This window comes from Pseudomonas sp. LBUM1672, assembly GCF_059695655.1.
Genome location: NZ_CP166781.1, coordinates 395,579 through 408,257 on the forward strand (window position 1 = coordinate 395,579; position 12,679 = coordinate 408,257).

The following is a 12,679-nucleotide window of genomic DNA, read 5'->3' on the forward strand; positions in this document are numbered from 1 at the left end:
CGGGTTCCACACTTCATGAGCAGAACCCAAGCGTTGAAACAGTGTGCCAGCGTGCGGTGGCTCTGGCTATCGGCGAACGACCAGATACAAACCGACGGCCACCATGAGGCCGGCCGGCCAGTGGCCCAGTTCGTTCAACGGCCCACCCGCCGCGAGTATGGTGCCGCCGGCCAGGTGCGCACAGCCGAGCAGTCGCAGGAACCAGTCGTCCTTGCGCTTGTGCCACGGTGGTGGCGGGTCGTTGGCGTGGGGTTGGGACATGCGCTCAAGCAGGTCGCGGGCCATGTTGGTCAGGTGCGGAATCTGTTCGAACTGGCTCTGCACGTTGCCGAGCAAGGCTTTGGGGCTGACGCGCTCGCGCATCCAGCGTTCGAGGAACGGCTGCGCGGTGTTCCACAAATCCAGATCCGGGTACAGCTGACGGCCCAGGCCTTCGATGTTCAACAGGGTTTTTTGCAGCAGCACGAGTTGCGGTTGCACTTCCATGTTGAAGCGTCGAGCGGTCTGGAACAGGCGCATCAGCACCTGACCGAATGAAATATCTTTTAATGGTTTTTCGAAGATCGGTTCGCACACCGTACGGATCGCTGCTTCGAATTCGTTGAGTTTGGTTTCCGCCGGTACCCAGCCCGAATCGATGTGCAATTGCGCCACACGCCGGTAATCGCGCTTGAAGAACGCGAACAGGTTACGCGCCAGGTAATCCTGGTCTTCCGGGGTCAGGCTGCCGACGATGCCGCAGTCGATTGCAATGTACTGCGGGCTCCACGGATTTACGGTGCTGACAAAGATGTTGCCCGGGTGCATGTCGGCGTGGAAAAAGCTGTCGCGAAACACCTGGGTGAAGAAGATTTCCACACCGCGTTCGGCGAGCATTTTCATGTCGGTGCGCTGGTCGGCCAAGGTCGCCAGATCGGTCACCTGAACCCCGTAGATGCGCTCCATCACCAGCACTTTTGGCCGGCACCAGTCCCAATAGACTTGCGGCACATACAGCAGCGGTGACCCGTCGAAGTTGCGCTTCAATTGGCTGGCGTTGGCCGCTTCGCGCAGCAGGTCGAGTTCGTCATAGATGGTTTTTTCGTAGTCCAGGACCACGTCCACCGGGTGCAGCAGGCGCGCGTCGGCCGAGAGCTTTTCGGCGGCGCGGGCGAGGATGAACAGCCACGCCAGGTCCTGGGCGATGATCGGTTTCAAGCCCGGGCGGATGACTTTGACGACGACTTCTTCGCCGGTTTTCAGCTGCGCGGCATGCACCTGCGCTACTGAGGCCGAGGCCAGCGGTTCAACGTCGAAGCGGCTGAAGACCTCACTGATCTTCTTGCCGAGCTGCTCTTCGATCAGGTTGACCGACACTTGCGAATCAAACGGCGGCACCCGGTCCTGCAGCTTCATCAGCTCATCGGCGATGTCTTCAGGCAGCAGGTCGCGGCGCGTCGAAAGGATCTGCCCGAACTTGATGAAAATCGGCCCAAGGTCCTGCAACGCCAGGCGCAAGCGTGCGCCACGGCTCAGGTCCAGCGTCTTGCGCGGGAACCAGCGCCACGGCAACGCATAGCGCAGCGCCAGCAGAAACCAGGGCAGCGGCAGGGCGAACAACAGGTCATCGAGGCGGTAGCGAATCACAACGCGCTGGATGCGCAACAAACGGCGGACGGCAAGCAGCTTCATGCGTTATCGCTTGGGTCGAGGGATCGGGAAAGGCGCTCGAAACGCGCCTCGAGACGTTCCAGATCGAGCTTGATCTGGTCCAGTTCACTGAAACGGGCTTCGGCTTCGCGCTGACCGACGAGGGTGCGCGATTCTTCGGCCAGGTATTCGCCCATATTCTGATTCAGGCTGGCGAAGCCTTGCTGATACCAGCGTGCGCGACTGCGCAGGTGGCCGCTGACCAGTTGCGTGGCCACAGGCCCCAGCCAGCGCGAGAGTTCGTACTCCCAGTCCAGCTCAAGGTCCTGAAGGACCGCCGCCAGTTCCAGCAGTACGCCGCTGTCACCGTCAAGCTCGACTTCCGGGCCATGCAGCACCGAAGTCTTGTCCTTGCTCATCGCCAGTTTCAACAGGCTTGAAGCCGGTGCGCGCAAGGTGCAATCGGCGCCGGTTTCCCAGTGGGAGGCGAGCATCAGGCCTTCGTCGCTGGGCAAAATGAACAGTTGCAGCGCCGGGCTGCGGCAATCGACGGCAATCACTCTACCGCTCAAATGCGCCAGCCGCGGCAGCGCCGTACTGTCGAGACGCAGCACCCGGTTCAGACCGAGTTCAACGCTGGCGAGCAGGCCGGCCAGCAGCATCAGGGTTTGATGCCGCGGTGCAGGGCGACGATACCTGCGGTCATGTTGTGGTAAGTCACGCGGTCGAAGCCGGCTTCGACCATCATCGACTTCAGGGTTTCCTGATTCGGGTGCATGCGGATCGATTCGGCCAGATAGCGATAGCTTTCCGAGTCGTTGGTAATCAACTTGCCCATCAGCGGCATGAAGGCGAACGAGTAAGCGTCGTAGGCTTTGGACATCAGCGCGTTGGTCGGTTTGGAGAATTCCAGCACCAGCAAACGGCCGCCTGGCTTGAGTACGCGCAGCATCGAGCGCAGGGCGTCTTCTTTATGCGTCACGTTGCGCAGACCGAAGGCGATGGTCACGCAGTCGAAATGGTTGTCCGGGAACGGCAGCTTTTCAGCGTCGGCCTGAACGAATTCGACGTTGCCGGCCACACCCAGGTCCAGCAGGCGGTCACGACCGACCTTGAGCATGGATTCGTTGATGTCGGCCAACACCACCTGGCCGGTCGGACCCACGAGGTGCGAGAATTTCTTGGTCAGGTCGCCCGTGCCGCCAGCGATGTCCAGCACGCGGTTACCGGTGCGAACGCCCGACAGCTCGATCGCGAAACGCTTCCACAGGCGGTGCATGCCGCCCGACAGGAGGTCGTTCATCAAGTCGTACTTGGCCGCTACCGAGTGAAAAACCTCAGCGACTTTTTCCGCTTTCTGGCTTTCCGGAACGTTTTTGAAGCCGAAGTGAGTGGTGGGTTCGGCATCGCTGCCTTTGCGCTGATCAGTCATATCGCTGTCACCAAAAGAGAATGCGGGACATTCTAATCCCGGTGGCCTGCTTTGTCTTGGCAAGGCTGCAGGTAAGATAGGCAACCACCGGGACGTTTTGCCGCAGCAGCGGTCAAGATGCTTCAGGAAAGCATTCATAAAGCAGGAGTCATTCGATGGCCCGTATTAGTGTTGAACGTGCCCACGGCCTGGGCAAGGAAGCGGCCCGCGAGAAGGCCGACCAGTTGGCGCAGAAACTGTCCGATCAATATGGCCTGGAGCCGCAGTGGTCCGGCGATGTGCTGAACCTCAAGCGTTCCGGTGTTAAAGGCGCGGTGTATGTCGGTGAAGATTCGATCCGCGTCGATGTGGAGTTGGGCCTGATGATGTCGGCCATGAGCGGCATGATCAAATCGGAAATCGAAAAGGCTCTTGATAAGGCTCTGGTCTGATTTCGAATTGAGGCCCCTGTGGGAGCTAGCCTGCTAGCGATAGCGGTTCATCAGTCAACAACAATGTCGACGGATAAATCGCTATCGCTAGCAGGCTAGCTCCCACATTTGTTTTGTGGTGTGTCCGAAGTTTTATGTCAGTTGTTAGGGTGCCGTTTCTAATTTTTCTCCCTACTTTGTGCCTGAGCCCGACACTTTCGCGGGCAGTTCCTCAAACCTTCTGCGCGTGAGGTGCACCATGGCCAAAGTTATTCTGAAGAAAAAAATCGACGCATCGACCACTGCTCTGGGCGACGTCAAATCCTATGCCCGCAAGATCTGGCTGGCAGGCCTGGGGGCCTACACCAAGGTTGGCCAAGAGGGCAGCGAGTACTTTCAAGAGTTGATCAAGGCTGGTCAAACTGTTGAAACCAAAGGCAAAAAAGCAGTTGCCGAGAAACTTGAAGCGGCTAACTCAGAGATCGATGAAGCCAAGAGTGAAGTGAGCACTTTCAAAGCCAAGGTCGAAGTTCAACTCGACAAGGTCGAGAAGGCTTTTGACTCGCGTGTCGCAAGTGCCTTGAATCGTATCGGCATTCCGTCTAAACATGACGTTGAGACACTCTCTGCTAAGCTCGATGAGCTGACGGCATTGCTCGAACGCGTCGCGCGTAAATCTTAAGGAGAACGGGATGGCTGGTAAAAAGAACACCGAAAAAGAAGGCAGCTCGTGGATTGGGAAAGTCGAAGACTACTCCCGCAAGATCTGGCTGGCTGGTTTAGGCGTGTACTCGAAGATCGACACTGACGGCAGCAAACTCTTCGATACATTGGTTAAAGACGGCGAGAAAGCCGAGAAGCTGACCAAGAGCGCAGTCGGCAAGAAAGTCGATGACGTCAAGGATTCCGCTTCGTCGGCCAAGTCGCGCATCAGCGGCGTGAAAGATCGTGCGCTGGGCAAGTGGGATGAGCTGGAAGGGGCTTTCGACAAGCGCCTGAACAGCGCCATTTCGCGCCTGGGTGTGCCGAGCCGCAATGAAGTGAAAGCGCTGCACAGCAAGGTCGATACCCTGACCAAGCAAATCGAAAAACTCACTGGCGCCAAGGTGGCGCCTGTTGCGGCGAAAACTGCAGCGGCCAAACCTGCTGCTAAACCACTGGCCAAGGCTGCCGCTAAACCGGTCGCCAAAGCCGCGTCGAAAGTTGCGTCCGCAGCCAAGTCCGCTACCAAAACTGCCGCCGCTAAACCTGCTGCAGCCAAGGCAGCGGTCAAATCGGTCGCCGCCAAAGCCGCAGCAAAACCAGCGGCTAAAACAGCTGCCGCTAAACCGGCTGCTAAAACTGCAGCGGCCAAACCGGCAGCCAAGCCAGCGGCAAAACCTGCCGCAGCGAAGAAGCCAGCAGTGAAAAAACCGGCCGTTCCTAAAGCTGCCGCACCAAAACCAGCAGTGGCTGCCGCCAAACCGGCAACCTCGCCGACTCCGGCCAGCACCTCGAACTCTGCTGCCGCGCCGACCCCTGCTGTAACCCCGACTGCCGCGCCAGCTCCATCGACGCCAACCAGTCAGTCCTGATTTTCGGGGCTCAAGAAAACGCCCGGCCTGCAAAGGTCGGGCGTTTTTGTTTGTGCACGGATCTGCAAACACCGCAGCCCCTGTGGGAGCTAGCCTGCTAGCGATAGCGGTTCATCAGTCACAACAATGTCGACGGATAATCGCTATCGCTAGCAGGCTAGCTCCCACAGGGGGGCGGCGGTGTTCAGGGGTTACTCGTGTTCTTCCAGGTATTGCAGCGCCAGTTGCTCAGTCGCGACCTTGATCGGCGGCAGTAAATGCGGCGCCACCAGCATCATGATCTGATACACCACCAACCTCACTTCACCCTCGCGATCAAGAATCCGCTGATAGTCCAGCGAGAACAGCAGCGTCATGGTGATCTGCTCCACCAATTGCCCCAGCGCCTGCGTATCGCTGACCAACTGCCCCTGAGCCTTCAATCGCGCCAGCAATGAAGCCAGCGTGCGCTTCAGTGCATTGAGCAGGTTGCGGATTCCCTTGGCCAGTTTCGGCAAGCGCCCGGCCAGGTTCGACAGGTCCTGAAACAGAAACCGGTAGTGGGCCAGCCGCTCGACGATCAAGTGCAGGAACAGCCAGTAATCCTCCGGCGCCAATTCCACATCGGCCGGTGGATCAAGCAGTGGCGCAAGCTCGGCCTGGAAACGCTCGAACAATCCAAGAATCAGCGGTTCCTTGCCGTGGAAGTGGTAGTAGAGGTTGCCCGGGCTGATCCCCATTTCGTTGGCAACTTCCATGGTGGAAACGTTCGGTTCACCCTTCTGATTGAACAATTGCAGGGCACATTCGAGGATCCGGTCGCGGGTTTTCATCCAGTCTTCTTAATGGTCGAGTCATGCCACGGCAGACGTGTGCCGTGGTTCGTTATCAGTCAGCGCACACGAACGTAAGTGCCGGGTGCCGCCTCCAGCGGTGGATAGTTCTGGTTGCCGAGGGTCATGTGGGTTTCTTTTTGCGCACCCGAGCGTTCCTGAATCCAGCCCAGCCATTGCGTCCACCAGCTACCGTCGACTTGCTTGGCGTCGTAATACCAGGCCCGTGGATCGCTGCTCAGTTTCGTGCTCTCGACGAAGTTGGCTTTCGGGTTCGACGGCGGGTTGAGGATGCTCTGTACATGACCGCTGTTGGACAGCACGAAGCGTCGCTCGCCACCCAGCAGCAATGTCGAGCGATACACCGCATCCCACGGCGTGATGTGGTCGTTGATACCGGCCACGCTGAAGCTGTCGACGGTGACTTTCTGCAAGTCGATCGGCGTGCCGCACACTTCCAGTCCGCCCGGATGACCCAGCGGGTTGTGCTTGAAGAAGTCCAGCAGGTCGCCATGCAAGGCCGCTGGCAAGCGCGTGTTGTCGTTGTTCCAGTAGAGGATGTCGAACGCTGGCGGCTCCTTGCCCAACAGGTAGTTATTGACGAAGTAACTCCAGATCAAATCGTTGGGGCGCATCCAGGCAAAGACCTTGGCCATGTCGCGGCCGTCCAGCACACCTTTCTGATAGGAACGACGCTTGGCGGCTTCCAGGGTCTGTTCGTCAGCGAAAAGAGTCGCCGGAGAGTCCATCTGACTGTCGAGCAAGCTCACCAGATACGTCGCGCTGGACACCCGCCGCAGTTGCCGCTTGGCCTGCAAGTGGCCTTGCAGCGCGGCGATGGTCAGCCCGCCGGCGCAAGCGCCCATCAGGTTGACCTCGCGAGCACCGGTGATCGCGCGGCAGACGTTCATCGCTTCTTCCACCGCTTCGACGTAGGTCGACAGACCCCATTCACGGTGACGCACATCCGGGTTGCGCCAGCTGATCATGAATGTCTGCAGGCCGTTTTTCAGGGCGAACTGGACGAAGCTGTTGTGCGGGCTCAAGTCGAAAATGTAGTACTTGTTGATCTGCGGCGGCACCACCAGCAGCGGTTTGGAATACTGCTTTTCGCTCATCGGCTTGTACTGGATCAGCTCCAGCAGTTCGTTGCGAAACACCACGGAACCGGTGGTGGTGGCGACCGTTTTGCCGACCTCGAAAGAGTGCTTGGTGACTTGTCTGGGCAGGCCGTCGTTATGCAGGAAGTCATCGAACAAGTGGCTGATGCCGCGCACCAGACTGTGGCCGCCGGAGTTGAAGATCTCCTTGATCGCCAACGGATTGAGCAGGGAGTTGGACGGCGCCACGGCGTCGTTGAGCAAGGCGAACGCGAAGTGGGCGCGAGCGCGATCGTCCGGGGTCATGTTGCTTTCGTCGATCCAGCTTTTGACCTGCTTCTGCCAGCTCAGGTAGGCCTGCAAACTGCGGCGATAAAACGGGTTGAGGCTCCACGCCGGGTCGGCGAAGCGATTGTCCTGCGGGTTGGTCGGGTGCAGGGTTTCACCCAACAGCACGCGGCCCAGTTGGCCGCCGAGTTTCAAGGCATGTCGGGCGCTGTGCACCGGGTTGCGCAGGCCATGGGCGGCAACGCTGCGCAGGGTCGACAACAGATCCCGGCCACGCAGGCCGGTGATCGCACTCTGTGCGTTGATGAACGCGGCGGGAGTGGGCAAAAAGTCCCTCGCTGGTTTTTCGCGCATGAATCAACACTCCTTCGTCTTCAAGCCAAATACAAATACACCGAACCAGAACACCATAGACGCTGTTGCGGGTTGTTGCGCGGTACGGCGTCCTGCCGACCGACAATGGGCCGGTTAACCGCCCAATGGCGCCGGATGCGGGTGCATCACGGCGCGCTGACGCTCCTCCTCGAGGAATTTCATGATGATCGGTGCCACGGCTTCGGCGCGGGTAATCAGGAACAGGTGCCCGTCATCGATGATGTGCAGCTGAGCATTGGGAATCCGCCAGGCCAGCACGCGCATGTTGATCAGCGGGATCAGCGGATCGTCGTCGCCGGCCAGCACCAAGGTCGGCTGATGGATCTTGTGCAGCCAGTGAATGCTGGTCCAGCCAAGCCCGGCGAACAGCTGCCAGTAGTAACCGAGCTTGCCCGCCGAACGCACTTTCGCTGCATGGCTGGCGGCCAGGGTCGGGTCGCGACGGAACGAACCGCCATAGATCATCGGCGCAATGCGGATCACGTGGGACGGCTGGATGTAGCGCCGTGGGCTGGCCATCATCCACAGCACTTTCGGTTTGCCCGGCACCATCACCGCACCGGCCGCCGTGGCCGCCAGCACGAGTTTCTTGCAGCGCTCGGGATAGTCGTACGCGAACTGCTGGGCGAGGGCGCCGCCCCAGGAAACGCCGATGACGTTGACCTTTCCGTAGTCGAGGTAGTCGAGCATCCGTGCCGTGAGTTTCGCCAGCCCCGGAAAACGGTACGGCCGATTGGGCGTCGAGGAGCCGCCGACACCGGGTACGTCGAAGGCGATGACTTCCAGGTCCGGGTCCAACGCCGCGACAAACGGAAACACCAGCTCCAGGTTGGCGCCGATGCCGTTGAAAATCAGCAAGGGCGTCAAGTGAGGCTTGCCGGGGCGTACCGCCGTGCGGAGGGTCTGGCCATCCAGGTCGACGGTACGGAATATGAACGGTTGCGGCATGCTTCAGGCCCTGTGGGTTAATTCATCCCCATTCCCCCTGTGGGAGCGGGCATTTGTGGCGAGGGGATTTATCCCCGTTGGGTGGCGAAGCCGCCCCAAAACCTGCAACCTCGGTGTATCAGTTACACCGAGTGCGTTGGTTTACGACTGCTTCGCAGTCGAACGGGGATAAATCCCCTCACCACAAAAGCTCCCTTCTACAGAGGGAGGGGTGTGTCGGTTACCGCTCGTGTACGTAAGTGCCGGGTGCTGCTTCGCCGGCCGGATAGGCCTTGTTTCCCAGGCTCGCCGGGGATTTCTTCAGCTTGCCCGAACGCTCGGCCTGCCAGGCCTGCCAGTGCAGCCACCAGGAGTCAGTGTGCTTGGTGGAATTCTCTTGCCATTCTTCGGCTTTAACCGGCATTTCCGTGCTGGTCATGTAACGTGACTTAGGGTTGCCCGGCGGGTTCAGAATGCTTTGGATATGCCCGCTGCTGGACAGCACGAACTCAACCTTGCCGCCAAACAACTGCGCCGACTTGTAGCAGGACTTCCACGGGGTGATGTGGTCGTTGGTGCCGGCCAGGGAAAAGATGTCGGCCGTGACCTGTTTCAGGTCGATCGGCGTGCCGCACACTTCCAGTGCGTCGGGACGAATCAGCGGGTTGTTCTTGAACATTTCGATCAGGTCGCCGTGGAACGCGGCGGGTAACCGGGTGGTGTCGTTGTTCCAGAACAGGATGTCGAATACCGGCGGCTCGTTGCCCAGCAGGTAGTTGTTGACCCAGTAGTTCCAGATCAAATCGTTGGGGCGCATCCAGGCGAAGACTTTCGCCATGTCGCGGCCTTCCAGCACACCGGCCTGATAGGAATGGCGCTTGGCGGCTTCAAGGGTCTGCTCGTCGACGAACAGGGCTACGTCGCTGTCCAGGGTGGTGTCCAGCACGCTGACCAGCAACGTCAGGGCGTTGACCTTCTTCTCGCCGATCGCGGCGTAGTGGCCCAGCAGGGCGGTGCAGGTGATGCCGCCGGAGCAGGCACCGAGCATGTTCACGTCTTTGCTGCCGGTGATCGCGGTGACCACGTCGACCGCTTCCTTCAGCGCCTCGATATAGGTCGACAGACCCCACTCGCGCTGCTCCTTGGTCGGGTTGCGCCAGCTGACGATAAACGTCTGCACGTTGTTGCGCAGGCAGAAGCGCGCCAGGCTCTTGTCCGGGCTCAGGTCGAATACATAGAACTTGTTGATTTGCGGTGGCACCACCAGCAGCGGTCGCTCGTGCACCTGCTCGGTGATCGGGCGGTACTGGATCAATTCCAACACGTCGTTGCGGAACACCACCGCGCCTTCGGTCACGCCCAGGCTCTTGCCGACTTCAAACGCGCCCATGTTGACCTGGCTCGGCATGCCGCCGTTGTGCACCAGATCCTTCGCCAAATGCGAGAGGCCGTCGAGCAGGCTTTTGCCGCCCGTCTCGAAGAAGCGTTTGACCGCTGCCGGGTTGGCCGCACTGTTGGTCGGGGCCATGGCTTCGGTCATGAGGTTGATCACGAAATGCCCGCGACTGACGTCTTTGGGCGGCAGATTGCTGTCGTCAATCCAGTCGTGGAGTTCCTTGCGCCACGCCAGGTAAGTTTGCAGATAACGTTTGTAGAGCGGGTTCTGGCTCCAGGCCGGATCGGCGAAGCGACGGTCATCGCTGGTCGGTTGAAGCTCCGATTTACCGAACAACACATTCTTCAGTTCAAGGCCGAAATGGGCGACATGCTTGGCACTGTGAATCGGTTGTCTGATGGCCTGCCTGAGCACCATACGAGCAGACGCCAGCAGATCCTTTCCACGCAGCCCAACGACAGGATTCAGCCCCAAGGTGTTTTCCGAGGCTTGATACTTCAAGTCATCGTTATTCTTGTTACTCATCTACGACGCTCCATTGTCCTGAGACGAGTACCTGGATCCAGCCGTGTTTTCACACAGCCAATGCCAGGTACTTCTGCTCGGGTGACCGTTAATTCTGCATCGCTGCTTTTTACGGCAGAGAGCACTGCAGGGAACTTGCCAGTTCCATTGGTTACCCGAGTTTAATTTTTTTCGCAAGCGGGCCAATCATTGACCCAGGAGCGGAGCATTCAAACAGATGGAATTAGAAAATGCCCTCTAAAGAGCAAGAGGGCTGACCTAGAGCATCAGCTTGACGATGGATTCGTTCGGATCGCGGGTTTTTCCGGCGGCTTTGAGCTCAGCAAGATAATCGTTCCAAAGCTCCTCCTGACGCACGCCCAGCTGGTACAGATATTCCCAGGTGAACAGGCCGCTGTCGTGGCCGTCGTCGAAGGTCAATTTCAGTGCGTACTGACCGGCCGGTTCTACCTTGGTCAGGCCTACGCCGATCTTGCCAAATTGCAGGATGGGATTGCCGTGGCCCTGGACCTCGGCGGAAGGAGAGTGCACGCGCAAGAACTCGGCGGGCAGGTGATGTTCCTCGCCGGACGCGTATTTCAGCGAGAGGGTTTTCGAGGCTTTGTGCAGTTTGATGTCGGTGGGGAGTTGGGTCGTCATGGGGCCGATCTTCCGTCTGTATGGAGGCCCTGTGTTGGCGGGTGATCCTGTGGCGAGGGAGCTTGCTCCCGCTCGGCTGCGCAGCAGTCGTAAATCCGCAGAACGTGGTCTTCCTGATAAACCGCGTTCGCCGATTTTGGGGCCGCTGCGCGACCCAGCGGGAGCAAGCTCCCTCGCCACAGAAGCCCGCTCACACAGAATGAGACCTACAGGATATAACGGGACAGGTCTTCGTTCTGCGCCAATTCACCGAGGTGGCTGTTGACGTATTCGGCGTCGATCAGGATCACCTTGTCATCGTGGGCACTGGCCAGGTCGCCGGCGCTGAACGACACTTCTTCGAGCAGACGCTCAAGCAACGTGTGCAGGCGACGGGCACCGATGTTCTCGGTCTTCTCGTTGACCTGCCAGGCGATCTCGGCGATGCGCTTGATGCCGTCGGGCTGGAACTCGATGGCCAGGCCTTCGGTTTTCAGCAAGGCGCAATACTGCTCGGTGAGCGACGCGTGCGGCTCGCTGAGGATGCGCTCGAAGTCTTCCGGCGTCAGCGCCTTCAGTTCGACACGAATCGGCAGACGACCTTGCAGCTCAGGCACCAGGTCGCTCGGCTTGCTCAGGTGGAACGCACCGGACGCGATGAACAGGATGTGGTCAGTCTTGACCATGCCCAGCTTGGTGTTGACGGTGCAGCCTTCGATCAGGGGCAGCAAGTCACGCTGCACGCCTTCACGGGACACGTCGACGCCGCCGGAATTACCGCGCTTGGCGACCTTGTCGATTTCATCGATGAACACGATGCCGTGCTGCTCGACCGCTTCCAGAGCCTTGGCCTTCAACTCTTCATCGTTGACCAGGCGGCTGGCTTCTTCGTCACGCACCAGTTTCAGCGCTTCCTTGACCTTGATCTTGCGGTTTTTCTTTTTGCCCTTGCCCATGTTGGCAAACAGGCTCTGCAACTGGTTGGTCATCTCCTCCATGCCCGGTGGCGCGGAGATATCGACGCCGGCCATTTCGGCGACTTCGATTTCGATCTCCTTGTCATCCAGCTGACCTTCGCGCAGGCGCTTGCGGAACAGCTGGCGGGTGTTGGAGTCGGCCGATGGGGCATCATCACTGTTGAAGCCCATGCGCGCCGGCGGCAACAGGGCGTCGAGGATGCGCTCTTCGGCGGCGTCTTCGGCGCGGTGGCGAACCTTGGTCATTTCCTGTTCGCGCAGCAGTTTGATCGCCGCGTCAGCCAGGTCACGAATGATCGATTCGACGTCGCGACCGACGTAGCCGACTTCGGTGAACTTGGTCGCTTCGACCTTGATGAACGGCGCGTTGGCGAGCTTGGCCAAGCGCCGGGCGATCTCGGTTTTACCGACGCCGGTCGGGCCGATCATCAGGATGTTCTTGGGTGTTACTTCAACGCGCAGCTCTTCAGGCAGCTGCATCCGGCGCCAGCGGTTACGCAGCGCGATGGCAACGGCGCGCTTGGCATCGTCCTGGCCGATGATGTGGCGATTGAGTTCGTGGACGATTTCACGGGGAGTCATGGACATAGTAATTGGCGGTCCTCTAGCAAAAGTG

12 protein-coding genes are annotated in these 12,679 nt (G+C 59.4%); 3 read left to right on the forward strand and 9 right to left on the reverse strand.

The features are described from left to right. Window positions 1-66 precede the first annotated feature (66 nt). Genes ubiB through ubiE form a run of 3 tightly spaced genes read right to left on the reverse strand, consistent with a single transcriptional unit; the run spans window position 67 to window position 3,061 of the window. Complete coding sequence (gene ubiB, locus ACA053_RS01840) at window positions 67-1,671, reverse strand: ubiquinone biosynthesis regulatory protein kinase UbiB (RefSeq protein ID WP_497394416.1); 1,605 nt, start codon at window positions 1,669-1,671, stop codon at window positions 67-69. After that, entirely contained in the window at window positions 1,668-2,291 is a 624-nt protein-coding gene (locus tag ACA053_RS01845; protein ID WP_497394417.1) for a ubiquinone biosynthesis accessory factor UbiJ, read from the reverse strand. The genes ubiB and ACA053_RS01845 overlap by 4 nt, the downstream gene beginning before the upstream one ends. Beyond that, window positions 2,291-3,061: a bifunctional demethylmenaquinone methyltransferase/2-methoxy-6-polyprenyl-1,4-benzoquinol methylase UbiE gene (gene ubiE / locus ACA053_RS01850; protein ID WP_007948968.1), complete on the reverse strand. Its 771-nt coding sequence runs from the start codon at window positions 3,059-3,061 to the stop codon at window positions 2,291-2,293. Before ubiE ends, ACA053_RS01845 begins: the two co-directional genes overlap by 1 nt. Before the next feature lie 155 nt (window positions 3,062-3,216). Here ubiE and ACA053_RS01855 point away from each other — a divergent pair, with 155 nt between their 5' ends. From ACA053_RS01855 to ACA053_RS01865, 3 genes are all read left to right on the forward strand, one after another. Beyond that, window positions 3,217-3,492 carry a polyhydroxyalkanoic acid system family protein gene (locus ACA053_RS01855; RefSeq protein WP_497394418.1) on the forward strand — a complete coding sequence of 92 codons (276 nt, stop codon included), beginning with the start codon at window positions 3,217-3,219 and terminating at the stop codon, window positions 3,490-3,492. A 238-nt stretch (window positions 3,493-3,730) separates the two neighbouring features. Further along, window positions 3,731-4,153, forward strand: a complete 423-nt coding sequence (locus ACA053_RS01860) for a phasin family protein (RefSeq protein ID WP_497315055.1) — start codon at window positions 3,731-3,733, stop codon at window positions 4,151-4,153. A gap of 10 nt (window positions 4,154-4,163) precedes the next feature. Next, on the forward strand, window positions 4,164-5,045 hold the full coding sequence (locus ACA053_RS01865; protein ID WP_497394419.1) for a phasin family protein: 882 nt from the start codon (window positions 4,164-4,166) through the stop codon (window positions 5,043-5,045). A gap of 191 nt (window positions 5,046-5,236) precedes the next feature. Here the strand turns inward: ACA053_RS01865 and ACA053_RS01870 are convergent, their stop codons facing one another. From ACA053_RS01870 to hslU, 6 genes are all read right to left on the reverse strand, one after another. Continuing rightward, window positions 5,237-5,857, reverse strand: coding sequence for a TetR/AcrR family transcriptional regulator (locus tag ACA053_RS01870; protein ID WP_033055348.1), 621 nt, complete (start codon window positions 5,855-5,857; stop codon window positions 5,237-5,239). A gap of 59 nt (window positions 5,858-5,916) precedes the next feature. Then, window positions 5,917-7,599 carry a class II poly(R)-hydroxyalkanoic acid synthase gene (phaC, locus tag ACA053_RS01875; protein ID WP_497315057.1) on the reverse strand — a complete coding sequence of 561 codons (1,683 nt, stop codon included), beginning with the start codon at window positions 7,597-7,599 and terminating at the stop codon, window positions 5,917-5,919. Between the two features lie 114 nt (window positions 7,600-7,713). Then, entirely contained in the window at window positions 7,714-8,568 is an 855-nt protein-coding gene (gene phaZ, locus ACA053_RS01880; RefSeq protein WP_084322545.1) for a poly(3-hydroxyalkanoate) depolymerase, read from the reverse strand. 220 nt (window positions 8,569-8,788) lie between these two features. Continuing rightward, window positions 8,789-10,468, reverse strand: coding sequence for a class II poly(R)-hydroxyalkanoic acid synthase (gene phaC, locus ACA053_RS01885; RefSeq protein ID WP_109627554.1), 1,680 nt, complete (start codon window positions 10,466-10,468; stop codon window positions 8,789-8,791). Window positions 10,469-10,726: 258 nt separating this feature from the next. After that, window positions 10,727-11,107, reverse strand: coding sequence for a gamma-butyrobetaine hydroxylase family protein (locus tag ACA053_RS01890; RefSeq protein WP_497394420.1), 381 nt, complete (start codon window positions 11,105-11,107; stop codon window positions 10,727-10,729). Between the two features lie 206 nt (window positions 11,108-11,313). Further along, the gene (gene hslU / locus ACA053_RS01895; protein WP_109627557.1) at window positions 11,314-12,651 is read right to left on the reverse strand and encodes an ATP-dependent protease ATPase subunit HslU; all 1,338 of its coding nucleotides are present in this window, start codon (window positions 12,649-12,651) and stop codon (window positions 11,314-11,316) included. Window positions 12,652-12,679 lie beyond the last annotated feature (28 nt).